21 protein-coding genes are annotated in these 25,622 nt (G+C 61.7%); 15 read left to right on the forward strand and 6 right to left on the reverse strand.

The genetic code is table 11. The features are described from left to right. Positions 1–61: 61 nt before the first annotated feature. Both YA0848_RS28850 and YA0848_RS28855 read left to right on the forward strand, forming a co-directional pair. Positions 62–1,411, forward strand: coding sequence for an MATE family efflux transporter (locus YA0848_RS28850; RefSeq protein WP_099313083.1), 1,350 nt, complete (start codon positions 62–64; stop codon positions 1,409–1,411). 82 nt (positions 1,412–1,493) lie between these two features. Then, a complete protein-coding gene (locus YA0848_RS28855; protein ID WP_034111594.1) occupies positions 1,494–1,805 on the forward strand; it encodes a hypothetical protein in 312 nt (103 codons plus the stop codon). A gap of 52 nt (positions 1,806–1,857) precedes the next feature. Here the strand turns inward: YA0848_RS28855 and speA are convergent, their stop codons facing one another. The 4 genes from speA to YA0848_RS28875 form a co-directional block, all read right to left on the reverse strand. Next, positions 1,858–3,771 (reverse strand): arginine decarboxylase, encoded by a 1,914-nt coding sequence (speA, locus tag YA0848_RS28860; protein ID WP_034095691.1) that lies wholly within the window; start codon positions 3,769–3,771, stop codon positions 1,858–1,860. Positions 3,772–3,912: 141 nt separating this feature from the next. Then, entirely contained in the window at positions 3,913–4,284 is a 372-nt protein-coding gene (locus YA0848_RS28865) for a translation initiation factor Sui1 (RefSeq protein ID WP_034095690.1), read from the reverse strand. A gap of 180 nt (positions 4,285–4,464) precedes the next feature. Beyond that, positions 4,465–5,001, reverse strand: coding sequence for an NUDIX hydrolase (locus YA0848_RS28870; RefSeq protein WP_040266000.1), 537 nt, complete (start codon positions 4,999–5,001; stop codon positions 4,465–4,467). 2 nt (positions 5,002–5,003) lie between these two features. Then, a complete protein-coding gene (locus YA0848_RS28875; RefSeq protein ID WP_034095688.1) occupies positions 5,004–6,071 on the reverse strand; it encodes a DUF2333 family protein in 1,068 nt (355 codons plus the stop codon). Between the two features lie 301 nt (positions 6,072–6,372). Here YA0848_RS28875 and YA0848_RS28880 point away from each other — a divergent pair, with 301 nt between their 5' ends. The 13 genes from YA0848_RS28880 to YA0848_RS28940 all read left to right on the forward strand — a co-directional run bounded on the left by YA0848_RS28880 (position 6,373) and on the right by YA0848_RS28940 (position 23,282). Then, entirely contained in the window at positions 6,373–8,043 is a 1,671-nt protein-coding gene (locus YA0848_RS28880; protein WP_034095687.1) for a response regulator, read from the forward strand. Positions 8,044–8,096: 53 nt separating this feature from the next. Next, entirely contained in the window at positions 8,097–10,058 is a 1,962-nt protein-coding gene (locus YA0848_RS28885; protein ID WP_034111590.1) for a methyl-accepting chemotaxis protein, read from the forward strand. A 295-nt stretch (positions 10,059–10,353) separates the two neighbouring features. Further along, positions 10,354–10,809, forward strand: coding sequence for a type II 3-dehydroquinate dehydratase (gene aroQ / locus YA0848_RS28890; protein ID WP_034095685.1), 456 nt, complete (start codon positions 10,354–10,356; stop codon positions 10,807–10,809). 24 nt (positions 10,810–10,833) lie between these two features. After that, the gene (gene accB, locus YA0848_RS28895; protein WP_034095684.1) at positions 10,834–11,298 is read left to right on the forward strand and encodes an acetyl-CoA carboxylase biotin carboxyl carrier protein; all 465 of its coding nucleotides are present in this window, start codon (positions 10,834–10,836) and stop codon (positions 11,296–11,298) included. Positions 11,299–11,315: 17 nt separating this feature from the next. Beyond that, entirely contained in the window at positions 11,316–12,677 is a 1,362-nt protein-coding gene (gene accC / locus YA0848_RS28900; RefSeq protein WP_034095683.1) for an acetyl-CoA carboxylase biotin carboxylase subunit, read from the forward strand. A 277-nt stretch (positions 12,678–12,954) separates the two neighbouring features. Further along, entirely contained in the window at positions 12,955–13,833 is an 879-nt protein-coding gene (gene prmA / locus YA0848_RS28905) for a 50S ribosomal protein L11 methyltransferase (protein ID WP_169869048.1), read from the forward strand. Positions 13,834–13,863: 30 nt separating this feature from the next. Beyond that, on the forward strand, positions 13,864–15,111 hold the full coding sequence (locus YA0848_RS28910) for a DUF3426 domain-containing protein (RefSeq protein ID WP_169902871.1): 1,248 nt from the start codon (positions 13,864–13,866) through the stop codon (positions 15,109–15,111). Positions 15,112–15,296: 185 nt separating this feature from the next. After that, positions 15,297–16,310 (forward strand): tRNA dihydrouridine synthase DusB, encoded by a 1,014-nt coding sequence (dusB, locus tag YA0848_RS28915; protein ID WP_034095680.1) that lies wholly within the window; start codon positions 15,297–15,299, stop codon positions 16,308–16,310. Further along, a complete protein-coding gene (fis, locus tag YA0848_RS28920; protein WP_003221275.1) occupies positions 16,307–16,627 on the forward strand; it encodes a DNA-binding transcriptional regulator Fis in 321 nt (106 codons plus the stop codon). The genes dusB and fis overlap by 4 nt, the downstream gene beginning before the upstream one ends. Positions 16,628–16,708: 81 nt before the next feature. Beyond that, positions 16,709–18,316 (forward strand): bifunctional phosphoribosylaminoimidazolecarboxamide formyltransferase/IMP cyclohydrolase, encoded by a 1,608-nt coding sequence (gene purH / locus YA0848_RS28925; RefSeq protein WP_034095679.1) that lies wholly within the window; start codon positions 16,709–16,711, stop codon positions 18,314–18,316. 84 nt (positions 18,317–18,400) lie between these two features. Beyond that, positions 18,401–19,693 (forward strand): phosphoribosylamine--glycine ligase, encoded by a 1,293-nt coding sequence (gene purD / locus YA0848_RS28930; protein ID WP_034111583.1) that lies wholly within the window; start codon positions 18,401–18,403, stop codon positions 19,691–19,693. Positions 19,694–19,819: 126 nt separating this feature from the next. Then, positions 19,820–22,591, forward strand: a complete 2,772-nt coding sequence (locus YA0848_RS28935; protein WP_034095677.1) for a hybrid sensor histidine kinase/response regulator — start codon at positions 19,820–19,822, stop codon at positions 22,589–22,591. 94 nt (positions 22,592–22,685) lie between these two features. Continuing rightward, positions 22,686–23,282 carry a MarC family protein gene (locus YA0848_RS28940; protein WP_034095676.1) on the forward strand — a complete coding sequence of 199 codons (597 nt, stop codon included), beginning with the start codon at positions 22,686–22,688 and terminating at the stop codon, positions 23,280–23,282. Here the strand turns inward: YA0848_RS28940 and YA0848_RS28945 are convergent. Together YA0848_RS28945 and cobJ are read right to left on the reverse strand one after the other, a co-directional pair. Next, entirely contained in the window at positions 23,279–24,058 is a 780-nt protein-coding gene (locus tag YA0848_RS28945) for a hypothetical protein (RefSeq protein ID WP_034095675.1), read from the reverse strand. The two genes, YA0848_RS28940 and YA0848_RS28945, sit on opposite strands and share 4 nt — an antisense overlap. A 227-nt stretch (positions 24,059–24,285) precedes the next feature. Continuing rightward, positions 24,286–25,622 (reverse strand): precorrin-3B C(17)-methyltransferase (gene cobJ, locus YA0848_RS28950; RefSeq protein ID WP_198731463.1); only part of this gene is annotated, 1,337 nt, incomplete at its 5' end.

Below are 25,622 nucleotides of genomic sequence, written 5' to 3' on the forward strand. Positions count from 1 at the left end.
CACATTGGCTCTGCTGCATGGCTAATGGATGGTTACAATGTCGTTCCCCCAAGGAGCCTGCATGTCCACCTTACTGACCGACTGGCGCGACCGCCCCACCCACCGCCGCGTATGGGCCCTGGCTGCGCCGATGATTCTGTCGAATATCTCGGTGCCGCTGGTTGCCCTGGTCGACAGCATGGTGATCGGCCATTTGCCGCATGCCCACCAATTGGGCGCGGTGGCCGTGGGTGCCAGCCTGTACACCTTTCTGGCCTGGGCCATGGGTTTTCTGCGTATGGGCTCCACTGGTTTCGCCGCTCAGGCCGCCGGGCGCAAGGATGGCGCGGCGCTGCGACAGATCCTGCTGCAAGGCTTGCTGCTGGCGCTTGGGCTGGCCATATTGCTGGGCACGGTGGGCATTCCCCTGAGCCATATGGCACTGGAATGGATGCAGCCGTCCGCGCAACTGAATCAACTGACCCGGGATTTTTTCCACACCCGCCTGTTCGGCCTGCCCGCTGCACTGGCCAGCTATGCGCTGGTCGGCTGGTTCCTCGGCACGCAGAACGCCCGCGCGCCGCTGGCGATTCTGCTGACCACCAACCTGGTCAATATCGCCCTGAACCTTTGGTTCGTGCTTGGCCTGGAGTGGGGCGTGGCGGGGTCGGCACGCGCCTCGGTCATCGCCGAGTGGACCGGTGCCTTGCTTGGCCTGGCCCTCACGCAAAAAGCCCTACGCGCCTACCCCGGGCATATCGCCTGGGCGGCCCTCAAGCGCTGGCAGAGCTGGCGCCCGTTGCTGGCGGTCAACCGCGACATTTTTATCCGCAGCCTGGCGTTGCAGTCGGTGTTTTTCATGATCACGGTGCAAGGCGCGCGCCTGGGCGACGCCACCGTGGCGGCCAATGCGCTACTGCTCAACGGCCTACTGCTGACCGCCCACGCCCTGGACGGCCTGGCCCACGCGGTGGAGGCACTGTGCGGTCACGCCATCGGCGCACGGGACCGGCAAACCCTGCGGCGTTCGCTGGTAGTGGCCGGTGGTTGGTCACTGATCGCCAGCCTTGGGTTTGCATTGTTGTTCACCGTCGCCGGCCATCTGTTTATCGCCATGCAGACCGATATCCCCAGCGTGCGCGAAACCGCGGACATCTACCTGCCTTACCTAGCGGTACTGCCCTTGATTGCGGTGTGGAGTTATCTGCTGGATGGGCTGTTTATCGGTGCTACGCGGGCGCGGGAAATGCGCGATGGGATGTTGTTGACGGTATTGATCGTGCTGCCGTTCGCGTGGGTCTTGCAGGGGTTGGGCAATCACGGGTTGTGGATCAGCTTCCTGCTGTTTATGGCGCTGCGCAGTTTCACGTTGTGGGTTATCGCGTGGCGCTTGAGCAAAAAGAACCAATGGTTTGGCGATCCGACCTGTTAGTTTTCACAGGTTACAAACCGACCCGCCGGGCGTTGAATGGCCATGGGTAATCCCCATCCCATACATTCAAGGAGAGTCGGATATGAACATCACGAAAGCACTGTGGATGGCCGCCGCTTGCACACTCGCAACCACTGCTGGCTGCACTAATGGGCAAGGGCCGGCCAATGTTCAGGGCATGCTGGAGGTGGAAAACAGCACCCAGTTCAATCTGATAGTCACCCAAGAAGCCGATGTTCACCAACTTGCGCCAAAAGGTCGAGTTGAGCTGCCCATTGATGACCGAGTCGTCATGGTGCACCGTAGAAACGGTAACGTTGACAGAATTGACCGACTTAGCCTCGAGTTCAACACCGCTCAATGCGGGCACAGTGTGTGCCTGAAAGTGCACTGAAGCGCCCGCCGATACGACGCACGGAAAACACCGTGCGTCGCTCAAGACGGTATCAGGAAGACAAGTAGGACGAACGCGTCAGCCCCAGACGCAACGCGTCCAGGAACTGGGTGCGCTCCGACGCGCTGATCTTCGCGCTGGCGCACTTGTCACGGTAGTGCGTCATCAACTCCTCCGGCGACAAGTGCACGTAGCGCAGCATGTCTTCGATGGTGTCGTGGGTTTCGATCCCGGCGCTGTACACCGAGCCGTCTTCACGCTGGTAGATGTTCACCGAGTCGGTGTCGCCGAACAGGTTGTGCATGTCGCCGAGAATTTCCTGGTAGGCGCCGACCAGGAAGATACCCAGCAGGTAGTCCTCGCCTTCCTTCAGGGCGTGTACCGGCAGGCTGGTTTCGATGCTCTGCTCGTCGACGTATTGCTTGATCTTGCCGTCGGAGTCGCAGGTCAGGTCCTGCAGCACCGCACGGCGCAGCGGCTCTTCGTCGAGACGGTGCAGCGGCAGGATCGGCAGCACTTGGCCGATGGCCCAGGTGTCGGGCAGGCTCTGGAAGACCGAGAAGTTGCAGATGTACTTGTCGGCCAGTTTGTCGTTGAGTTCGTCCAGCACTTGGCGGTGCGAGCGCTGGCGGGCTTTCAGCGAGTTATGCAGGCGACGGCACACGGCGAAGTAGCACTGCTCGGCCAGGGCCTTTTCCGCCAGGGTCAGTTTGCCGTCGGCGTACTGGGTGGCCACATCACTCATGTAGTGGGTGGCGCGCCAGTAGGTTTCGGTGACCATCTCGATGTCGGTCGGGCCCAGCAGGTCCACCAGCCATTGCACGGTTTCCGGCAGGCTTTCCTTGTTTTCGATCAGCGGAATTTCGTCGTTGTGTTTCTCGACGTCGGTCACCTGCACCACCAGCATGGCGTGGTGGGCAGTCAGCGAACGGCCGCTTTCTGAGAAGATATGCGGATGCGGCAGGCTCTGCGCGTCGCAGAACTCCTTGAGCATGCCCACCACCACGCCGGCGTAGTCGTCCATGTCGTAGTTGATGGAGCTGGCATTGCGCGAGTGGGTACCGTCGTAGTCCACGCCCAGGCCACCGCCGACATCGATGTGATCCACCGGCAGGCCGAGGTTACGCAGTTCGCCGTAATAACGAATGGCCTCTTTGAAGCCGTGCTGGTAGTCCGCCAGGTTGGCGATCTGCGAGCCCATATGGAAGTGCAGCAGACGAATGCCCTGATCCAGGCCTGCGGCGCGGAAGCGCTCGACCACCGACAGCAACTGCGCGGCCGACAAACCGAACTTGGATTTCTCGCCACCGGTGTCCGCCCACTTGCTCGACGCCAAGGACGACAAGCGCACGCGCAAGCCCACCTGAGGCTTGACCTTGAGGCTCGCGGCCTCTTCGATCACCAGGCCGACTTCGGATTCTTTTTCGATCACGATAAACACGTTGTGGCCCAGCTTCTGGCCCATCAGCGCCAGACGGATGAACTCACGGTCCTTGTAACCGTTGCAAACGATAGTGCCGCCCTTCGGCGCCAACGCCAGCACGGCCAGCAGCTCGGGCTTGGAGCCGGCTTCGAGGCCAATGGAAACGTTCTGGGTGGCGATGATGTTCTCGATCACCGCTTCCTGCTGGTTCACCTTGATCGGGTACAGCGCGGTGTACTTGCTCTGGTACTCCAGGCGTTCGATGTTCGAATCGAAAGCACCGGTCAGTTGGCGCACACGGTCTTGCAGGATGTCGGGGAAGCGCACCAGCAGCGGCAGCGAAAGCCCGCTTTTGCGTAGCTCGTCGACTTGCTCGTAAAGGTCGACGGGCGTGCTGTTCGGGCCGTTCGGACGAACTTCAACGCGACCGGCGTCATTGATCGCGAAATACCCGGCCCCCCAATGGCGGATCCCATAAACACTGCGGCTGTCCGCAACGGTCCATTGGCTGCCATCGTCTTTGCGTGTGCGTCGTACGGACATCGAAGTCCCCTATAAATGAAGTCGAAGGCACCGCCTCGGGTTCGAGGCCGGCGCAGTCTAAAGAATGAAAATGACGATTTGCCTGTAAGAGAAGTAGACCCCACTCGCAGGACAGAGTTTAGACACTGGCCGGTAAGAGGCTCAGCCGCCGGACTTTTTGGCCTTGTATCCCAGCTTGATCAGCTCGGCCAATAACAGCTCGACGTGGTCGCCCTGGATCTCGATGACGCCGTCTTTCAACGCACCACCGGTGCCACAGCGCTTTTTCAGCGTGGTGGCCAGTTCCTTGAGGGGCTCCGCGGCCAGGGGCACGCCGGTGATGGTGGTCACCGTCTTGCCGCCGCGGCCCTTGCTCTCGCGTCGCACGCGGGCAATACCGTCGCCTTCGGGAATCAGGGTCTGTTTGCAGATGCAGGCGTCCACGGGCTGACGACAGTCCGGGCAGTGTCGACCTGCGTCGGTGGAAAATACCAGGCCACCAAGGGCGGCGAAGGATGCGGCTTTTTTGGCCACCGGCAATCCTCTTGGGAGGATGAAGACTGATCGGCCCCCAAAAGGGTCAGCCGACCGCGAAGCCCCACTCAGGCAGGGGCAGCGCTACCGCATCGCCAAAGCGACGCGGGTGAAAAGTCGCGCAGTGTAACGGCAAAAAGCACGCTTGCTAAGAGCCAAATGGCGCCAATTCATGCAACTTTAGCGACGCAAGGCCAGATAGCGACGCAAGCCCTCTTGGGCGTCAGGGCAGTAAGGTTTTTTCTTGGCGTCCTGCAAGACTTTGCTGATGGGTAAAAAGCGCGCCTCCATCACCTCTTCTGGCTGTAACCGCAGAGAGCCATCCCACACGGCTGAATAGGATTTACACCAGAGCCGACTGTCACCATCCTCGAAATAGAAATGGTCATGTTCGACCAGCTCCACCCCGCCCACGCCCAACTCCTCTTCCAGCTCACGGGCCGCCGAGACCGCGTAAGACTCACCCGCCGCGACCATTCCACCCGCCGCCGTGTCCCAGAACCCTGGGTACAGGGCTTTGCTCAGGGTGCGCCGATGCACGCACAGCTCACCCTTGGAGTTGAAGAGGAAGATAAACGTGCAGCGGCCGATCAAGCCACGCGCGCGCAGATCGGACCTGACGAGGTGGCCGAGCAGGTTGTCCTGCTCGTCGACCCAACAGATCAGTTCGGCATCGGAGGCCGCGCGATGGGCCTCCTCCCGTTGACTGGCATCCATCATCAACCCTGGTTGAGCAGTTGACGCAGGTCGATCACCGCAGCGTTGGCTCGGGAAATGTAATTAGCCATGACCAGCGAGTGGTTGGCCAGCACGCCAAAACCGCTGCCATTGAGGATCATCGGGCTCCACACCGGCTCTTGCGAGGCTTCCAGTTCACGAATGATCTGGCGCACGCTGACGGTGGCGTTCTTCTTGGCCAGCACATCGGCAAAGTCGACTTCGATCGCGCGCAGCAGGTGAGACAGTGCCCAGGCCTGGCCACGGGCTTCGTAGAACACGTTGTCGATCTGCATCCATGGGGTTTCCACCACTTCTTCGTCGACCTGCGGCACCTCACCCGGGGCGAGCGCCTCGGTTTTCAACGCGGTATTGAGTTTTACCCGACCGACACTGGCCGACAGGCGCTGGGACAACGAACCCAGGCGCGTGGCGACATCGCCCAGCCAATTGTTCAGGTTGTCGGCGCGGGCGTAGAACAGCGCGCCTTTCTGGTTGGGATCGGAGAGGCGCGCTTCGTAGCGGCTCAGGGAGTTGATGCCTTCCTGGTACTCAGACTCACTGGACGGCAGCACCCAGCTCTTGTTGTCGAAGTTGAAGCGTGGCTCAGCCTTGGCCAAGTCAGCGTCTTCAGCCGATTGGGATTGGGAGCGGGCGAAGTCTTTACGCAGGGCACGAGTCAGGTCGCGCACTTGCACCAGCACGCCGTATTCCCAGCTGGGCATGTTGTCCATCCACAGGCCCGGCGGGAAGCGGTCGTTGGAAATGTAGCCACCGGGCTTGTTCAACAGCGTGCCGACCACAGTCTTGAGGGTTTCAACGGTGGTGAAGCCCACGACCATCTGCTTGCCGTCTTTTTCGGCAGCGATCTGCGCGTTTTGCTGGACCGGAAACAGCGCCGGCTCTTCGCTCCAGTACCAGCCCAGAGCGCCGGTGACCAACAGGTACAGGCCGAGTACGCTGAGTACGGCCCGACTCATCAGCAGCGTACGAAAATAGCCGCGGTTAGTCGATTTGGGTTCAGGCGCGGGGCCGGTGGCACTGCCTGCACGGTTTTTCCAGTCCAGCATGGCGATATCCTTTCAATCACTTGAGTTCATGCACTTGAATTGAGGGCGTGCGTTCAAAACACTCCGACCACAACCCTACCCCATCGTGCCCGCCGGTGCGGGGCTTTTATCCAAACTGGCGCAACCGGCACATTCAACTATATAAGGATGCACGTTTTTTTTGCCGCGCGACCATCGAGTCAGTAACTGAATGCCGAAGACGCACAGTTAATTGACGTATGACACTCATTGGCATGAAAAGAGGTGCTAGCATAGAGCCATCAGTCGACTTCAGCATGCCCCTTCACCAAGTAGTCAGGATATGACCGAGCCAGAAGACCCCAGCCGTGAGCGTCTCAAGCAGCATTTTGCCCAGCGGGTAATTCATCAGGCACGTCAAATTCTTGAGATCTGGCAGCGCCTGCAACGCAGCGAATGGTCGAGCGCCGACCTCTCCGAACTCAGCGAGGCCAATTTGCGCTTGCTGCGTTTTGCCGAGCGCTTTGAGCAGCCAGAGCACGGTCAACTGGCTCACCATATCGGCGAATCCCTTAAAGCGGTGGACGAGAACCGCGGCCGCCTGAGCAGCCATTTGATCACTGAACTCAACCGCTTGATGCAGCGCCTGTCCCGCACCGGCCTGCGTCAGGGCGACCAACTGGAACAAACCGTTCTGCCGCCGATGCGCAAGCCGATCTACGTGATGCTGGCCGACCACGACCGCGCCGAGCGACTGGCCAAGCAGTTGGAGTTCTTTGGGATGAGCGCCCAATCCTTGGACAGCGTAGCGGCGTTTCGCTCGTCCATGGCCGAGCGTCTGCCATCCGCCATCGTGATGGACGTGGATTTCTGCGGCACCGGGCTGGGCCTCAAGCTCGCCGCCGAAGCCCAAGAGGGCCTGGAGCAAAAACTGCCGCTGCTGTTTTTCAGCCTGCACGAAACCGACACCCCCACACGCCTGGCCGCCGTACGCGCCGGGGGCCAGGAATTCCTCACCGGCACGCTGGAAGCCTCCAGCCTGCTGGAAAAGATCGAAGTGCTGACCTGCGTCGCCCAGTACGAACCTTATAAAGTACTGATCATCGATGACTCGCGGGCCCAGGCCCTGCACACCGAGCGCCTGCTCAACAGCGCCGGCATCGTCACCCGCACCTTGATCGAGCCGATCCAGGCCATGGCCGAATTGGCGGATTTCCAGCCCGACCTGATCATCCTCGACATGTACATGCCCGCCTGCACCGGCACCGAGCTGGCCAAGGTGATCCGCCACAATGACCGTTATGTGAGCGTGCCGATCATCTACCTGTCGGCCGAGGACGATCTGGACAAGCAACTGGATGCCATGAGCGAGGGCGGCGACGACTTCCTCACCAAGCCGATCAAGCCGCGCCACCTGATCACCACCGTGCGCAACCGCGCGGCCCGCGCCCGTAACCTCAAGGCGCGGATGGTGCGCGACAGCCTGACCGGTCTGTACAACCACACCCATATCCTGCAACTGCTCGAAGACTGCAGCTTCCGCGCGCGCCGTGAAAACAAGCCGCTGAGCTTTGCCATGCTCGATATCGACCACTTCAAGCGCGTCAATGACAGCCACGGCCACCCGATGGGCGACCGCGTGATCAAGAGCCTGGCGCTGTTTCTCAAGCAGCGGTTGCGCAAGACCGACTTTATCGGGCGCTACGGCGGTGAGGAGTTCGCCATCGTCATGCCCGACACCGACCTGGAATCGGCCTGCAAGGTGCTGGATGAAATTCGCGAACGCTTCGCCGAAATCCACTACCCCGCCCAGCCCCATGATCTGTGGTGCACCTTCAGCGCCGGCCTGGTGGAGTTGTGCGACGGTTCCGACAGCCTGATGATGGCGGCCCAGGCCGACGAGGCGCTGTACCGCGCCAAAGGTGGAGGACGCAACCGCGTACAGGCGGCGCGCACGTCAAAGCAAAGTGCCATCTTTTCACCGGAATCCACTGACTCCGTCATAACGCTGTAATAGAAACGCAATAACTTCAGGCACTTATCTTTTGCTGCCGGCTGAAACCACGCATGCGCCTGAAGCTGCTGACCAATCTCAACACCCTCCTGTTAGTGGCCGTGTGCCTGGCGCTGGGGGCGACCTTATGGTGGTCGCAACGCGCCTTGGAGCGCCCTTATCTGCTGATGGAACGCTACCTGAGCCTGTCGCAGACCTTTCAGAACCAGGCGGCACGCAATATCGAGGACTATCTGGCCAGTGGCGATGCGCTGCGTTTGAGCGGCGCCAGCCAAAGCCTGGAAAGCCTGCTGCAACATCTGGATGAACTGCCCGCCGAGCTGACGCAGAGCCTGCGCCCCAGCCTGGTGGAGCTGGACACCTTCAGCAAGACCGACCTGCTCGCCGCCGGCAAGTTGGCCGGCGACCCGCAAGCCTTGTTGGTGCAGGCCGAGCGTGAGCTGGGTGCGAACCTGGAACAGCTGAGCCAGTACGCCACGGGCGTGAACTCCCCGGAAGCTGCACGCTACCTGCCAGCGCTGCTGGCCGCGTCCCAGCACTTGGGCAAACTCTCACTGGCCCGCGACAAACTGGTCAGCAGCGGGCGCGCCGAGCTGGCCGATGACGTGGAGCGCGAACTGGGCCAGATCCGTGGCCAGGCCGACCTGCTGGAACAGTTGCCATTACTGGGTGTGAAAGCCAGCGCCGAATCCAATACCGATGACTTCTCCGCGTTGATGGGCCTGGAAAACACCGAAAAAGCCGAAGCCCAGGACAGCGGCGTCGACCTCAAGCGCGAACTCAACAGCCTGCTGACCCGTTACCCGGCCGAACTCAAACGCACCCGCGCGCAGATCCAGCAGCGCGCCGATCTGGCCGCCGCCACGCATCTGAAGATCAACGCGGTGCAACAGGCCATCGCCGGGCTGGAACCGGCGGTGCGCGCGCAGCATGGCAAAATCCAGGGCGAAGTGCGCCTGATGCAAGGCGTGATGATTGGCCTGATCCTGCTGATCGCACTGCTGATCGACACCCTGCAACGCCGCCTGGCCCGAGTGCTGACCAGCCTGGCGCCGGCCTTATCGACCTGGGCCGAGGGCGACTTCAGCCAACCGATTGCCCTGGGCAAGACCAACCGCGAACTGCACGACATCGAAGCCTCCCTGAACCGCTTGCGTGCCTATCTGGTGGACTTGGTAGGCACCATTCGTGGCAATGCCGAAGAAGTTGCCGGCAGCAGCCGCGCGCTGGCCGAGTTGAGCAGCGGCCTGCACGACGGCGCCGAACGCCAGGCCGGCGATACCGCGCAGATCCGCGACTCCCTGGGTGAGCTGGAAGCGACCATTCAGCAAGTGGCCGGCGACGCCAGCCAGGCCGCCGGCGCCAGCCGCAGCGCAGGCCAGGCCGTAGAACAGGGCCAGCGGGTGATCGGCCTGAGCCTGACCGGCCTGCATGCCCTGGTGGGCGAAGTACAGCAAAACGCGCAGATGATCGAAAAGCTCGCCGAAGAATCCGCCACCATCGGCGGCGTGCTGACGGTAATCCGCTCCATCGCCGACCAGACCAACCTGCTGGCCCTCAACGCCGCCATCGAAGCCGCCCGCGCCGGGGAGGCCGGCCGCGGTTTTGCGGTGGTCGCCGACGAAGTCCGCTCCCTGGCCCAGCGCACCGCCGGCGCCACCGCCGAAATCCAAGACTTGATCGCCGGCCTGCAAAGCGCCGCCCGCCAATCGGTGGAAGGCATGCGCGCCCAGGTGGAACACGCCGAAGCCACCGCCCAGCAAGCCCAGGCGGCCGATGGTGCGCTGGACGAAATCGTCGGCGCGATCCAGACCATTTCCGACACCGCCGTGCGCATCGCCGATGTCACCGCGCAGCAGAGTGGCGCGGTAAGTGAGATTCGCGACAACAGCGAGCGAATTCATCAACTGGGCGAAGATAATTTGCTGCGTATTGGCCAAGGTCGCAGCCAGGGTGAGCATTTGCTGGTGCTGGGTGGGCAGCTCAATACCGCCGTACAGGCATTCCGCGTCTAACCGGACCCAGCGTCATATCAAGAACTAATGTGGGAGGGGGCTTGCCCCCGATAGCGGTGGATCAGTTAGAGATACTGAGACTGTCACACTGCAATCGGGGGCAAGCCCCCTCCCACACTTGATCTCCATAGGGTTCATGACGTGTCGCCTATGACCGGATACTGGCCCACAGTCATAAATTTTGCGCAATCCTCGCTAATCGTGCCGCCTACTGCATAGAACTGGACAGTCACAAAGGCTTTGCGGCATAGTCGCCGGGTTCTGACGTACCCACCTCTATAACAAGGAACAGCCGATGGCGACCTTACTGGTTCTTCACGGACCCAACCTGAACCTCCTTGGCACCCGTGAACCGGGCGTCTACGGGGCAGTGACCCTCGATCAGATCAACCTCGATCTGGAACAGAGGGCCCGTGATGCCGGCCACCATCTGCAATACCTGCAAAGCAATGCCGAGTACGAGTTGATTGATCGCATCCATGCCGCGCGCGGCGAAGGTGTGGACTTTATCCTGATCAATCCCGCCGCTTTTACGCATACAAGTGTTGCATTACGTGACGCGCTGCTGGCGGTGAGCATCCCATTCATCGAAGTGCATTTGTCGAACGTGCACAAACGCGAACCTTTCCGCCATCACTCCTACTTCTCCGACGTAGCGGTAGGAGTGATCTGCGGCCTTGGCGCCAGCGGTTACCGACTGGCCCTGGAGGCCGCCCTGGAACAGCTTGAACAACCGGCCAAGCGCCCCTGACCGACCCTTGGGAGTTGATGATTCATGGATATCCGTAAAGTTAAGAAGTTGATCGAACTGCTGGAAGAATCCGGTATCGACGAGCTGGAAATCAAGGAAGGCGAAGAGTCCGTACGGATCAGCCGCCACAGCAAGACCCCGGCTCAACAATTCTATGCCCCGCAGATGCAAGCACCGGCTCCGGCTGCTGCTGCACCAGCCGCTGCACCGGCTGCCCCGGCTGCTCCTGCTTCACCGGCAGCTCCTGCGCTGAACGGTTTCGTGGTCAAGTCGCCAATGGTCGGTACTTTCTACCGCACCCCGGCACCGACCTCGCCAGCCTTCGTTGAAGTGGGCAAGACCGTGAAAGTGGGCGACACCATTTGCATCGTCGAAGCGATGAAAATGATGAACCACATCACCGCTGAAAAAGCCGGCGTGATCGAGTCCATCCTGGTAGAAAACGGTCAGCCGGTTGAGTACGACCAGCCGCTGTTCACCATCGTTTGAACCGCGGAGCACCTTCGATGTTGAAACCTGCGAAGAAACTGCAAAAAGTCCTGATCGCCAACCGCGGCGAGATCGCGCTGCGTATCCTGCGCGCCTGTAAGGAAGAGGGCATCAAGACCGTCGCTGTTTACTCGACGGCCGACACCGAATTGATGCACGTTAAGCTGGCGGACGAGAGCATCTGCATCGGCCCGCCACTGGCCTCGAACTCCTACCTGAATATCCCGAACATCATCGCCGCGGCAGAAGTGACCGGCGCTGATGGCATCCACCCAGGCTACGGCTTCCTCGCGGAAAACGCCGATTTCGCCGAGCAAGTGGAAAAATCCGGGTTCGCCTTCATCGGCCCGAAAGCCGAGACCATTCGCCTGATGGGCGACAAGGTGTCGGCCAAGGACGCCATGATTGCGGCCGGCGTGCCAACCGTTCCAGGTTCCGACGGCCCACTGCCTGAAGACGAGGAAACCGCCCTGCGCATTGGTCGCGAAGTCGGTTACCCGGTGATCATCAAGGCCGCCGGTGGCGGTGGTGGTCGCGGCATGCGCGTGGTGCACAAGGAAGAAGACCTGATCGAAGCTGCCAAGCAGACCCGTGCGGAAGCCGGCGCCTGGTTCGGCAACCCGATGGTCTATCTGGAGAAATACCTGACCAATCCACGTCACGTGGAAGTGCAGGTACTGTCCGACGGCCAGGGCCACGCCATCCACCTGGGCGACCGTGACTGCTCGCTGCAACGCCGTCACCAGAAGGTGTTGGAAGAAGCGCCGGCTCCGGGCCTGGACGAAACCGCTCGCCAGGAAGTTCTGGCGCGCTGCGTCAAGGCGTGCATCGACATCAACTACCGTGGCGCCGGTACCTTCGAGTTCCTCTACGAGAACGGTCGTTTCTACTTCATCGAGATGAACACTCGCGTGCAGGTGGAGCATCCGGTTTCGGAGATGGTCACCGGTATCGACATCGTCAAGGAGATGCTGAGCATCGCCGCCGGCAACGTGCTGTCGTTCACCCAGGCTGACGTGAAGATTCATGGCCACTCCCTAGAGTGCCGAATCAACGCCGAAGACCCTAAAACCTTTATGCCGAGCCCAGGCCTGGTCAAGCACTTCCATGCTCCGGGCGGCAACGGCGTTCGCGTCGATTCGCACCTGTACAGCGGCTACAAGGTTCCGTCCAACTACGACTCGCTGATCGGCAAGCTGATCACCTGGGGCGCCACCCGCGACGAGGCCATGGCCCGTATGCGCAACGCTCTGGACGAAATCGTGGTCGACGGCATCAAGACCAACGTTCCGCTGCACCGGGAACTGGTCCGCGATGAAGGCTTCTGCGAAGGTGGTGTGAACATTCACTACCTGGAACACAAACTGGCCGACCAGTAAGTGCTCCACCCAACAAAACCGCCTTCGGGCGGTTTTGTTGTTTGTGGGCCCTCTATTGTGAAAATGTACACAACCCAAATGCGGGAGGGGGCTTGCCCCCGACTGCAGTGTGTCAGTCTGAGTCTCTCTAACTGGTCCACCGCTATCGGGGGCAAGCCCCCTCCCACATTTGACCGGCGTGCAGTCAGTAGTGTCGTCTTCTGCCCGCCGCTCGCGTAAACTTGCGCGCTTTCGCGACCCCCTCGTCGCACACTCATTATTTTCAAAGGTGCCCGCCATGCCTTGGCTGCAAGTCCGTCTCGCCATCAGCCCAGAACAAGCCGAAACCTACGAAGACGCGTTCCTCGAAGTGGGCGCCGTGTCGGTGACCTTTATGGACGCCGAAGACCAGCCGATCTTCGAACCCGAGCTGAACACCACCCCACTGTGGTCCCACACCCACTTGCTGGCCCTGTTCGAGGGCGGCACCGAAGCCGCCAGCGTACTGGCCCACCTGGAACTGCTCACCGGCAGCCCGCTGCCGGAACATCACAGCGAAGTGATCGAAGACCAGGACTGGGAGCGCAGTTGGATGGACAACTTCCAGCCCATGCGTTTCGGCCAGCGCCTGTGGATCGTGCCGAGCTGGCACGCGGCCCCGGAGCCGGACGCGGTGAACCTGCTGCTCGACCCGGGCCTGGCGTTCGGCACCGGCACCCACCCCACCACTGCCCTGTGCCTGGAATGGCTCGACGGTCAGGACCTGCGCGACAGCCACGTACTGGACTTCGGCTGCGGCTCGGGGATTCTGGCAATTGCCGCTCTGCTGCTGGGTGCCAAGGAAGCCGTCGGCACCGATATCGATGTACAGGCCTTGGAAGCGTCGCGCGACAACGCCGGGCGCAACAACATTCCTGAAGGCAAATTCCCGCTTTACCTACCACAGGATTTGCCCCAGGTGCAGGCCGATGTGCTGGTGGCCAATATCCTCGCCGGGCCGCTGGTGTCCCTGGCGCCGCAGCTGTCGAGCCTGGTCAAGACCGGCGGGCGCCTGGCGCTGTCGGGGATCCTCGCCGAACAGGGCGATGAAGTCGCCGCCGCTTATGCCCAGGACTTCGACCTGGACCCGATCGCTAACCGCGATGGCTGGGTACGCATCAGCGGTCGTCGGCGCTAGAATGAGCGCTTGCCTGAATCGGATGGCCGCATGACCGACAGTTTCGTCACCCAGTGCCCACATTGCCAGACTCGTTTTCGCGTCAACCATGCTCAATTGAGCGTGGCCCGCGGCGTGGTTCGTTGCGGCTCGTGCCTGCAAGTGTTCAACGCGGCTCGCCAGTTACTGGAGCAACGCGCGGCCCATGCGCCTGCGCCTGCGCCGACGACCGAGCCGCCGACAGCCGCCGAGGCCTTGCCCGAGGCGCCGCGCGCGATCAGCCAGAAGCAATGGAGCGCCGAAGAGCTGGACCTGGACCACTTGGACCTGGACGAAGAACTGGCCAAGCTGGAACGCCGCCCCACTCAGCCCGCCACATCGGTGAGCGCAGACCGTCGCCAACCCGGCGATCGTCGGCAGAAGGAAGAACCCCTCAGCGCCAGTCGCGACACGGTCAAGGCCGAAGAGGAAAAGTGGGCCGCCAGCCTGTTCAGCGAACCCGCTGAAGAACGTGTCCAAGCCGACGAAGACGAACCCGAAGCGACCCCAGGCGCTGCGACACGTCAGCGCACCGAACCGTCGATGTCGTTCCACACCGACGAGATCGAGGATGAGCCGCCGTTGCGGCCGATACGCGACACCGACGCATTCGATCCCCCGGTCACTCCAGTACACGATGAGGCCCCCACGCCGGAGCCCGAAGAACACCCTCAGCCGCGCCGCAAGCGTGCGCGCCCTGCGGCCGGCGTCCACGACGACGTGCTTCAGGACCTGGAAGACGACCCGCTGCACCTCTACGCACAAAAACGCCCTTCAGGGCTGGGCCGCCGCCTGATCTGGCTATTGCTGGTGCTTCTCGCCGCAGCCGGCCTGGCGGGCCAGTACATCGCCTATCAATTCGACGACCTGGCCCGCCAGGACGCCTACCGTCCGTGGTTCCAGCAGTTGTGCCCCACACTGGGCTGCACGGTACCGTCTCGGGTCGATATCGCCCATATCAAGAGCAGCAACCTGGTGGTGCGCAGCCACCCTGAGTTCGCCGGGGCGCTGGTGGTGGACGCAATCATCTACAACCGCGCGACCTTCTCCCAGCCCTTCCCACTGCTGGAGCTGCGTTTCGCCGATCTCAACGGCGGCTTGATTGCCAGTCGTCGGTTCAAACCGAGCGAATACCTCAGCGGCGAGCTGGCCGGCGTTAGCGAAATGCCATCGCAGACCCCAATCCATATTTCCCTGGATATCCTCGATCCGGGTAACAGAGCCGTGAATTACAGCCTGAGCTTCCACTCCCCTGAGTGAAACGACTCAGCCACCGAAACCTGACGGTGGAATATTGACTGCGCGCCGCTCAACCAAACCGACGGCGATAAAGAAATAACTGTTCAGATTTTATCCAATTCAGCCTTTATCCAGTCATCGAGAGCGGGTATCATGCCAACCCTTTTTCGAACTCTAATGATCCGGCCCCACAACAGGGAAGTCCTATGTCGGCGGTACGCATCGGCCCATACACATTGCAGAACGGCTTGATTCTCGCCCCCATGGCGGGCGTCACCGACCAGCCCTTTCGTCAGCTGTGCAAACGATTGGGCGCCGGCCTAGTAGTCTCGGAAATGGTCACCAGCGACATGAGTTTGTGGAACACCCGCAAGTCGCGGATGCGCATGATCCACGAAGGTGATCCCGAGCCCCGCTCGGTGCAGATCGCCGGTGGAGATGCGCAGATGCTGGCGGATGCGGCCCGAGCCAACGTGGAGCTGGGTGCGCAGATTATCGATATCAACATGGGCTGCCCGGCCAAGAAGGTCTGCAACAAGGCCGCCGGTTCAGCGCTGTTGAAAGATGAGCAGTTGGTTGCCGAGATCCTGCAGGCCGTTGTCGCCGCAGTCGATGTGCCGGTAACCCTGAAGATTCGCACCGGCTGGGACCGGGACAACAAGAATGGTCTGACGGTGGCGAAGATCGCCGAACAGGCAGGTATTACAGCGCTGGCGGTGCATGGCCGCACCCGCGCCGACCTTTACACCGGTGAAGCCGAGTACGACACCATCGCCGCGATAAAGCAGGCGGTGTCGATGCCGGTCTTTGCCAATGGCGATATCGACTCCGCCGAGAAAGCCCGGCGCGTACTCCACGCGACCGGTGCCGATGGCCTGTTGATTGGCCGTGCTGCCCAGGGGCGGCCGTGGATTTTTCGTGAGATCGAGCACTTCCTGCGCACCGGCGAAACCTTGCCGGCGCCGGAGCTGGTCGAGGTGGAACGTATTCTGCTAGAGCATCTGGCCGCCCTGCACGCCTTCTATGGAGACGTCATGGGAGTACGCATTGCTCGTAAGCATGTGGGCTGGTATCTCGCAACCTTGCCGGGCGCCAAGGAGTTTCGCGCCCACTTCAATCGTTTGGATGATACGGAAGCACAGTGCGCCAACGTTCGTGAGTTCTTCGCCGGACGTTACAAGAGCCTGGTGACAGGGGACGGAGAGGGGGTGGCCGCATGACGATGATGACCGAGACTTTAGTGAGTGGAACAGCACCCGTGAGCGACAACGTCAATTTGAAACAGCACCTCAACACGCCGAGCGAAGAAGGTCAGACCCTTCGCGGGAGTGTCGAGAAGGCGCTGCACAATTATTTCGCCCACCTTGAGGGCGCTTCCGTCACGGACGTGTACAACCTGGTGCTCTCCGAAGTCGAGGCGCCCTTGCTCGAAAGCGTGATGAACTACGTCAAGGGCAACCAGACCAAAGCCAGTGAGCTGCTGGGCCTCAACCGTGGGACCCTGCGCAAGAAGCTCAAGCAGTACGATTTGCTGTAAGCATTCAATCCAACCAGAAAGGCGCCCGCGTAAAACCGGTCGCCTTTTTTGCTGACTCCTTTGCTTTTGATGGAAATTGAAATGACCGACCAGACCACCCGCCTGCCGATCCGCCGCGCCTTGATCAGTGTCTCCGACAAGACCGGGATCCTCGAATTTGCCCGTGAGCTGGAAGCTCTGGGCGTGGAAATCCTCTCCACGGGCGGGACCTTCAAACTGCTGCAGGACAACGGCGTGGCCGCAGTAGAAGTCGCGGACTACACCGGTTTCGCAGAAATGATGGACGGTCGGGTCAAGACCCTGCACCCGAAAATCCACGGCGGCATCCTCGGCCGTCGCGGCACCGACGACGCGATCATGAACGAGCACGGCATCAAGCCGATCGACCTGGTGGCCGTCAACCTCTACCCATTCGAAGCCACCATCAACAAACCCGGCTGTGACCTGCCGACCGCCATCGAAAACATCGACATCGGCGGCCCGACCATGGTCCGCTCGGCGGCCAAGAACCACAAAGACGTGGCCATTGTGGTCAATGCCAGCGACTACGCCAGCGTGTTGGAAAACCTCAAGGCCGGTGGCCTGACCTACGCTCAGCGTTTCGACCTGATGCTCAAGGCGTTCGAACACACCGCCGCCTACGACGGCATGATCGCCAACTACATGGGCACCGTTAATCAAGCCGCCGAAACCCTCAGCACCGAAGGCCGCAGCCAGTTCCCACGTACCTTCAACAGCCAGTTCATCAAGGCCCAGGAAATGCGCTACGGCGAGAACCCGCACCAGAGCGCGGCGTTCTACGTGGAAGCCAAGCCTGCCGAAGTGGGCATCGCCACCGCGACCCAGCTGCAAGGCAAAGAGCTGTCCTACAACAACGTGGCCGACACCGACGCTGCGCTGGAATGCGTCAAGAGCTTCGTCAAGCCGGCCTGCGTGATCGTCAAGCACGCCAACCCGTGCGGCGTGGCCGTCAGCCCGGACGCCGAAGGCGGCATTCGCCAGGCCTACGAACTGGCCTACGCCACCGACACCGAGTCGGCGTTCGGCGGCATCATCGCCTTCAACCGCGAACTGGACGCCGAGACCGCCAAGGCCATCGTCGATCGTCAATTCGTTGAAGTGATCATCGCCCCATCCGTGAGCGAAGAAGCCCGCGCCATCGTCGCAGCCAAGGCCAATGTGCGCCTGCTGGCCTGCGGCGAGTGGTCGGCCGACCGCGCCGCGGCCTGGGACTACAAGCGCGTCAACGGCGGCCTGCTGGTGCAGAGCCGCGATATCGGCATGATCAGCGCCGACGACCTGAAAGTGGTGACCCAGCGGGCGCCGACCGAACAGGAAATCCACGACCTGATCTTCGCCTGGAAAGTGGCCAAGTACGTTAAATCCAACGCCATCGTCTACGCCAAGAACCGCCAGACCATCGGCGTCGGCGCCGGCCAGATGAGCCGCGTGAACTCGGCGCGTATCGCCGCGATCAAGGCCGAGCACGCCGGGTTGCAGGTGGCCGGTTCGGTAATGGCGTCCGACGCGTTCTTCCCGTTCCGTGACGGCCTGGACAACGCCGCCAAGGCCGGTGTGACCGCCGTAATCCAACCAGGCGGCTCGATGCGCGACGCCGAAGTGATTGCCGCGGCCGACGAAGCTGGCATTGCCATGGTCTTCACTGGCATGCGTCACTTCCGCCACTAAGCCGACTCGATCGGAATGTGGGAGGGGCTTGCCACCTTCCACATAAAGCGCTCCAGCGGCGCCTACAGAATTTGAGGTTTTGACATGAATGTTTTGATCATTGGCAGCGGCGGCCGTGAACACGCCCTGGCCTGGAAAGTTGCCCAGGACCCTCGCGTCCAGACAGTTTTCGTAGCACCCGGCAATGCCGGCACCGCCATTGAAGCCAAATGCCAGAACGTTGCCATCGACGTGCTGGCCCTTGAGCAACTGGCCGATTTCGCCGAGAAAAACGTTTCCCTGACCATCGTCGGCCCGGAAGTACCGCTGGTGGCCGGTGTGGTGGACCTGTTCCGCAGCCGTGGCCTGGATTGCTTCGGCCCCACCGCCGGTGCGGCGCAATTGGAAGGCTCGAAAGCCTTTACCAAGGATTTCCTCGCCCGCCACAAGATCCCGACCGCCGATTACCAGAACTTCACCGAGATCGAGCCGGCCCTGGCTTACCTGCGTGAAAAAGGCGCGCCAATCGTGATCAAGGCCGACGGCCTGGCCGCCGGTAAAGGCGTGATCGTAGCGATGACCCTGCCGGAAGCCGAAGACGCCGTACGCGACATGCTCGCCGGCAACGCCTTCGGCGATGCGGGCTCGCGTGTCGTCATCGAAGAATTCCTCGACGGCGAAGAAGCCAGCTTCATCGTGATGGTCGACGGCAAGAACGTGCTGCCAATGGCCACCAGCCAAGACCACAAGCGCGTCGGCGACGGCGACACTGGCCCGAACACTGGTGGCATGGGCGCCTACTCCCCGGCGCCTGTGGTGACCAGCGACGTGCACCAGCGTGTGATGGATCAGGTGATCTGGCCGACCGTGCGCGGCATGGCCGACGAAGGCAACGTGTACACCGGTTTCCTCTACGCCGGTCTGATGATCGACAAAGCCGGCAATCCGAAAGTCATCGAGTTCAACTGCCGCTTCGGCGATCCGGAAACCCAACCGGTGATGCTGCGCCTGCAATCGAGCCTGGTGCTGCTGGTGGAAGCCGCCCTGGCCCAGGCCTTGGACAAGGTTGAAGCACAGTGGGACCCACGTCCGAGCGTCGGTATTGTGCTGGCAGCCGGCGGCTACCCTGCCGACTACGCCAAGGGCGACGTGATTGAAGGCCTGGAAGCGGCGGCTAAGCTGGAAGGCAAGGTGTTCCATGCGGGCACTGCGCTCAAGGACGGCCAGGTCGTCACCGCCGGCGGCCGCGTGCTGTGCGCAACCGCCATGGGCGCCAGTGTCGACGCCGCGCAGCAGCAAGCGTACAAACTGGCCGCGGCAATCGACTGGAAGGGCTGTTTCTACCGTAAGGACATTGGCTATCGCGCCATTGCCCGCGAGCGTGGTGAGAGCCAGTAAATCTCGAACATCGCTAGCATTGTCAGTAGCTATCCGTTCGGTTAGGCAAGGGCTCAAGGCCCTTGCCGTATACCCGCCACCCCGCGCATAGTTAACCCGTGCATCAACCTACGAAGGGATTTCGCCGTGCGCTGGCTCAGGATCGCCATAGGTTTCACTGTCAGTCTGCTGACGCTGCTCTGTTTGCTCCCGGCCCAGGCCGCCGCGCAAGGCAGTGGCTGGGCAGTATTGCTTGATGAACAGGCTGACCTGCAACTGAGCGACATCCGCTCCTCGCGTTACACCAATCAATTCAGCCCCATCGAACTGGACCGTATTACCGCCGCGGAGCCGGACGGTGCGTTGTGGGTACGTTTCAAGTTGCAACCCGGCAAGCACGAGCAAGTGCTGCGCATCTTCGCCCCGGACCTGTCCCACCTGAACCTGTACGTGCTCGATGGTGACACCCTGGTAGAGCAACAAAGCACCGGCACCCGCCAGGCCCAGACGGAACGCCCGCTGCCCAGCAGCGACTTCATGCTACCGCTGCCGCAAAGTCAGAACGTCCTTGAGGTCTACGTGCGGCTGGTCTCGGAACACGAGCTGCGCCCCTATATCACTCTGGAACCGGCCGTACTTGCCGCCGCCAACCAGACGCAGACGCTGATCTACGGCCTGCTGTTCGGCTGCCTGCTGATGCTGATCCTGCATAACCTCACACGCTTCGCCTACCACCGCTCGCGCAGCAGCCTATGGCTGGCCGCCTGCGAGGCCCTGTTGATGCTCAGCCTGGCGCTGCTGCTTAACCTGGTCGGCCCGTGGCTGCCCAACTGGCACGCAGTGCAGACCCCCGGCGCGTACCTGGCCCTGCTGCTGACCGCACCGTGCGGGCTGATGTTTGCCTATCGCTTCTTTATGCCGCTCGGCCCCCATGTACTGAACAAGCTGCTGATGGCCGACATCCTGCTCATCGTGCTGTGCGGTCTGCTGTTGTTGTTCGTCAACACCCTGCCCCTGAATATCATCACCTACGCGCTGGTGGCGTTGGCAGGGCTGAGCATGTTGTTCGTTTCAGCGTATCACTGGCAGAAAGGCTACCGTCCAGCGCGACTGTTCGTGGCGGGGATGGTGGTCTTCAATATCGGCACTCTGATCATTCTGCCGGCGCTGCTGGGCCTGACGATGGTCTCGCCCCAGGGCCTGATCGTGACGCTGCTGGCATTCATTTGCCTGAGTGGCCTGTTGATGAGCCTGGCCCTGGGCGAGCGCCAGCGCGCGATTGTCGAGGCACGCTTCAGCCTCAGCCGCGACCTGGCCGCCAGCAATGCCGAGATCGCCGCCAAGGCCGAGTTCCTGGCAAAAATCAGCCACGAAATCCGCACCCCCATGAACGGCGTGCTGGGCATGACCGAACTGCTGCTGGGCACTCCGCTGTCGGTGAAGCAACGGGACTATGTGCAGACCATCCACAGCGCCGGTAACGAACTGCTCACGCTGATCAACGAGATTCTCGACATCTCCAAACTCGAATCCGGGCAGATCGAATTGGACGATGTGCAGTTCGACCTCAATGCGCTGATCGAGGACTGCCTGAGTATCTTCCGCGCCAAGGCCGAGCAGCAGAATGTCGAACTGATCAGCTTTATCCAGCCCCAGGTGCCGCGCGTTATCAGCGGCGACCCGACACGCCTGCGTCAGGCGCTGTTGAGCCTGTTGGAAAACGCCCTGCAGAAAACCGACGAAGGCGAAGTGCTGATCGTGGTGGCCTTGGACGATCGCAGCACCAAACCGCGCCTGCGCATCGCCGTGCAAGACAGCGGCATCCCGATGGAAGCCGCCGAGCGCGATGCCCTGCTGCATAGCGAACTGCACAGTAAGAATTTCCTGTCGGCCACCCGTTTGAGTGGCCACCTGGGGTTGGTAATCGCGCGCCAGCTGATCCTGTTGATGAACGGCGAATTCGGCATCAAGAGCGGCAGCCATCAGGGCAGCACCCTATGGCTGACCCTGCCGCTGGACCCGGAGCGCCTGGAACACCCGACGTCCGACCTCGACGGTCCGCTCAAAGGCGCCCGCGTGCTGGTGGTGGACGACAACGACACCTGCCGCAAAGTGCTGGTGCAGCAATGCTCGGCCTGGGGCCTGAACGTCAGTGCCGCGCCTTCTGGCAAGGAGGCCCTGGCACTGCTGCGTACCAAGGCGCACCTGCGCGACTACTTCGACGTGGTGCTGCTGGACCAGAACATGCCAGGCATGACCGGCATGCAACTGGCGGCGAAGATCAAGGAAGACCCTAGCCTGAACCACGACATTCTGTTGATCATGCTCACCGGCATCAGCAACGCGCCGAGCAAGATCATCGCGCGTAACTGCGGGATCAAGCGCATCCTGGCCAAGCCGGTGGCCGGCTACACCCTCAAGACCACCCTGGCCGACGAACTGACCCAACGCAGCAAAGGCAGCGCCACGCCGCGCCCGGTCCTGACGACGCCGGAAGCTGTCACCGTGCCCAGCGATTTCCGCATTCTGGTGGCCGAAGACAACAGCATTTCCACCAAAGTCATCCGCGGCATGCTCGGAAAACTCAATCTCGATCCGGACACCGCCAGCAACGGCGAAGAAGCGCTGGAGGCCATGAAAGCCCAGCGTTATGACCTGGTGTTGATGGACTGCGAGATGCCAATCCTCGACGGTTTTTCGGCCACCCAACAACTGCGCGCCTGGGAAGTCAGCCACCAACGTATCCGCACGCCGGTGGTCGCGCTCACCGCGCACATTCTCTCGGAACATAAAGAGCGTGCACGCCAAGCCGGCATGGACGGGCATATGGCCAAGCCAGTGGAACTGTCGCAACTGCGTGAACTGGTGGAGTTCTGGGTGGCACAGCGTCAACAGCGCCCCGAACACGCCCCATCGTGACCTGAAATCCCATGTGGGAGAGGGCTTGCCCTCCCACATTTGCCCCCTGGCGCCTGTTAGACTCTCCCCACTTCTCCTGCCGCGAGCCTCCTCCATGCTCCACGTGCTATTCAGCGTTTACCTGAAGATGCTGGTGCTCTACAGCCCGTTCTTCGTGCTGTCCTGCTTTATCAGCCTGACTCGCGGCTATTCCAGCAAAGAACGACGCCGCCTGGCCTGGAAAGTGGCCTTGGCAACGCTGGTTTCCAGTGTGTTGCTCTACCTGTTCGGCCGGTTGATTTTCAGTGTGTTCGGCATCACCGTGGACGCATTCCGCATCGGCGCCGGCAGTGTGCTGTTCATCTCTGCCCTGGGCATGGCTCAGGGTAAGTCGGCCGTGCAGACCGATAACGTGCAGCAGGACGTAACCATCGTGCCGCTGACCATCCCCCTCACCGTCGGCCCCGGCACCATCGGTGCGTTGCTGGTAATGGGGGTCAGCCAGCCGCACTGGGATGACAAAATCATGGCCATCCTCAGCATCGCCCTGGCCAGCTTCACGGTGGGTGTGGTGCTGTACTTGTCCAACCGCATCGAACGCATTTTGGGTGACCAGGGCTTGCAGATTGTCAGTCGGTTGATGGGCTTGTTTGTTTGCGCCCTTGCCGCGCAGATTATTTTTACGGGCGTGCGCGGCTATCTGGTGCCCTAAATCCGGTATTTCGCGATTGCCAGCTGTACTTTGTCTCCGGCGCTCTCGCGCATCAGCTGGATGGTTTTTTCGTTGACCACCGAGGTATTGAGCACCAGGCAGGTTTGCCCGCTGAAGGCCTCGAACGAGGAGCTATCCCACTCCAGGAATGGCAACCCCACCTGTTTACTCACGCCCTGGGTGCTGTAGGTCACCAGCACCATCGTCAATTCACCGTCGGATTCGGCGCAGGACGCCAGGCCGAAATCACCGCCCTGGTGCACGGCGCTGTTGCGTTTGAACAGTTCGAAAGACGTCGGCTGCTGCTTCAGCGCCTCCAGCGCATCCGCCGCCAGCTTGGGCAGCGTAGCCAGCAACGGCCCGCTCAATGACGTCGAGGCCAGCAACGTCGCAATCATATTCAACGCCGCCAGTTGCACCGTCAGGCCCTTGCCGACGCTGGAGACGCGCTCGAACCGACTGCGCACCGGTAGCCAGCCCAGACTGATCATTACCTTGATAAATTCGTCGTACCACGCCTCGCTGCCGCGTTGGACTTTCAACACATCGCTCACGTAACTGCTGGCCAGCAGATAGCTTTTACGGATGTATTCGCGGTTCAGCCCGGACAGGCCCTCGGCAAACGACATGACACTGTTGTTGACCACCGCGGCGTTGCTGTCTTCATCGGTGTCCAGCGGCAACGTGGCGTGCGCCCCGGGCGCTCCCGGCAGTTTGTAGGCGGCGATCAATTTGCGCCGTTTTACGTTGTTGATCCGTTTGTGATGTCGCTCCATTTTCCAGTTCTCCACAAGCACCCCAACATGGGGCTTGCCTTCACCCTAGTCCAGCGCCCAGCGGGGTTTCCACACGACAAACAACGCTCGCCGCCACGCCGTGCGAAACGCTGCCCAGCAATTGCGGGGCACATCGCCGGGCCTTCCAGTTTTCCTTGTGCAAAAAAGAAAAAAGCTCCGAAAACACCCGGTGATCGCCCAGGGTTTATCGGAGCTTTCGTGCAGCCTCAGGCGCCGGGTTTTTCGCCGTACCAACGCGGTGTATAGACCCATGTACCGCCATCGGCCCGCGGGAATGTGCAGGTGGTAGACGAGCCGATCAGCACCATGGTGCGCATGTCCACCTGGTCCGGGGTGAGTTGACCCAGGGTGGTTACGCGCAGCGTCTGGCCGGGGCGGCCAATGTCGCGGCCCAGCACCACCGGCGTTTGCGGCGTGCGATGCAGCGCGACGATTTCCAGGGCACGACCCAGTTGCCACGGGCGCGAACGCGAAATCGGGTTGTAGAACGCCAGGGCCAGGTCGGCCTGGGACGCGAGGTCCAGGCGTTTTTCGATGATCGACCAGGGCTTGAGGTTGTCCGACAGCGACATCACGCAGAAGTCATGCCCCAACGGCGCGCCGGCCTGAGCGGCGGTGGCCAGGGACGCCGAGACGCCCGGCAGGATTTCCAGGTCGACCTGATGCCAGGCCGGGTCGTCGGACTCGTGCAACGCCTCGATCACCGCCGCCGCCATGGCGAACACACCCGGGTCGCCGGACGACACCACCACCACCGAACGGCCCTGGGCGGCCAGTTCGAAAGCATGACGCGCGCGCTGCATTTCTTCGCGGTTGTCGGTGCAATGCTGTACCTGATCGTCACGGAATGGGCCGGCCATGCGCACATAGGTTTCATAACCCAGTACATCGGTGCAGCGCGCCAGTTCGGCTTTCACCGCCGGCACCATCAACTCGGCGGCGCCGGGGCCCAGGCCAATCACAGCGAGGCGGCCACGGGCGCGGCCCAGCTGGGACACATCCAATGGTTGCTCGGCAACATCGATCAGCAACTGCGCGCCGGGCTGCACATCGGCAAACCGCAGCGGCACGCCCAGCGCCAGCGCGGCTTCGTGCAGCGAAGAGTCGGCCATCTGCGTCTGGCTGGCCAGCAGGCAGGCCAGGGATTGCACAGCAATACCGGCTTCTCCCAAAGCGCTGCGCACGCGTTCGGCCAAGTACGGGCCCGGAGCACAGGTCACACACACGGTTTTCGGATAGATCAGCAATTCATTGGCCGCAGGTTTGCGCTCGGCACTGCCCACATGAATCGCCAGGCGGGCCTGTTGATCCTGGGGCAGATTGGCCTGTTCCAGCCACGGCGCCGCGCCTTCGATGCGCACGCTTTCACCGGCCAGCAGGTCGGAGACAAAACGCTTGCCCAACTCCAGATCGGCCAACTCATAACCACTCGGAGGGTTGAGCAGGCAAGTGCCGAAACGCAGTTCACCACTGGTGGTGATTGCCGCCGCCACGTTCAACGCAGCCGCGATCTCGCGGGCCATGACGTTGACCCCACCTGTCT

It is taken from the genome of Pseudomonas sp. S4_EA_1b (assembly GCF_016307435.1).
Taxonomy (GTDB): domain Bacteria; phylum Pseudomonadota; class Gammaproteobacteria; order Pseudomonadales; family Pseudomonadaceae; genus Aquipseudomonas; species Aquipseudomonas rhodesiae.